The 1328-nt window shown below is 46.8% G+C and carries 2 protein-coding genes; both read left to right on the top strand.

Features of this window, described 5'->3' with window-relative positions; all coding sequences use genetic code 11:
• Nucleotide 1: 1 nt before the first annotated feature.
• A complete protein-coding gene (locus tag JCM16496_RS21075; protein WP_128809798.1) occupies nt 2–355 on the top strand; it encodes an ISAon1 family transposase N-terminal region protein in 354 nt (117 codons plus the stop codon).
• Nucleotides 321–1313, top strand: coding sequence for an ISAon1 family transposase (locus JCM16496_RS21070; protein WP_025836432.1), 993 nt, complete (start codon nt 321–323; stop codon nt 1311–1313). The genes JCM16496_RS21075 and JCM16496_RS21070 overlap by 35 nt, the downstream gene beginning before the upstream one ends.
• Nucleotides 1314–1328: the final 15 nt, after the last annotated feature.

Here is a 1328-nt window from a genome sequence, read left to right as displayed (position 1 = left end):
TATCGTGCTTCCCTCTGAAATACTCAATTATTTTTCAGTAGTGCTTGTTGAACAGACTTCAACGGAGATACACATTCATCTTGATGAAGTGATGACTCCTGCATTATCCGATGATGTGCACTTTGAATCCAAAGGCTTCATGGAAGCGGTAAGCGTCACAGATTTTCCCATCCGTGACCACAAGGTTATTCTGCGCATCCGCCGCCGTCGTTGGACTGATATTCGCACAGGTAAGAGCTTCAGTATTCCCATCGACCTTGATGTCGTTTGTAAGGGCACCCGTTACTCCAAAGAATTTGGTGTTTTTTTAAAAGAAACGTATGGAGACGTCCCCGGTGACCTGCCATACGCTTGAGGAATTCTACCATATAGACGGACATACTTTCGAGAAACAGTACAAGGAAACGCTCAGCGGTTTCAGGGATTGGGAGCAGCTGGAGCATGCGGATGAATGGATGTTATTCCCGGAGAACATCGGTCCGCATTTGGCTATAGACGAGTCGTCCCTGTCTAATGGAGAATTATACACTTTTGTCACCAACCGTGACCGTCATACACATGAGGAAAGCCTTGTGGCAGCTGTCGCAGGAACCAAATCGGAGGATGTCATACAGGTGCTCAAACAAATAGACGAGAAAGCCCGTGAAGCTGTGGAGGAAGTGACCCTTGACCTGTCCGATTCCATGCGCAGGATTGTCACCATTGCCTTCCCCAAGGCCAAACGCGTCATAGACCGTTTTCATATACAGAAACTCGCCTGTGATGCTGTACAGGAAATCCGCGTAGCCCATCGTTGGGACGCCTTACAGCAGAGCAATGAAGAAATGGAGGAGTGTAAACAAGCGGGAAAGTCATACATGCCTTACCGATTCCCAAACGGAGACACCCGCCCGGAACTGCTGGTCAGAAGCAGATGCCTCTTGTTTAAATCCGCGGAAAAGTGGACGGAAAAACAAAAGGAAAGGGCTGAAATACTGTTTAAGGAATATCCTGACATCCAAACGGCTTATGGACTGGCACACTCCTTAAGGATGATATTCGCCAAAAACACCATCAAGGATGCTGCAAGGCTAAGCATGGCCCGATGGTATAACAAAGTGGATGAGTCAAGGATAAAGTCGTTCAATGTCATTGCGGCTACATTCTACGAACACTATGATGACATTCTGAACTTCTACAACAACAGGGCATCAAACGCCGCAGCAGAGTCGTTCAATGCAAAAATCAAACTCTTTAGGGCAAACTTGCATGGAGTGGCAGACAGAAAGTTTTTTCTTTTTAGGCTGGCAAAGATATATGGATATCCCCACTAAATTTCTACTGCCCCC

The organism is Bacteroides rodentium JCM 16496 (genome assembly GCF_000614125.1).
GTDB classification, from domain to species: Bacteria; Bacteroidota; Bacteroidia; order Bacteroidales; family Bacteroidaceae; genus Bacteroides; species Bacteroides rodentium.
The sequence above is the reverse complement of the archived record's forward strand: the minus strand, read 5'-3'. Positions and strand labels throughout refer to the sequence as shown.

Bases quoted from the DNA above. Each gene is read 5' to 3' on its own strand.
- JCM16496_RS21070 (WP_025836432.1), top strand. From the start codon at position 321: ATGGAGACGTCCCCGGTGACCTGCCATACGCTTGAGGAATTCTACCAT.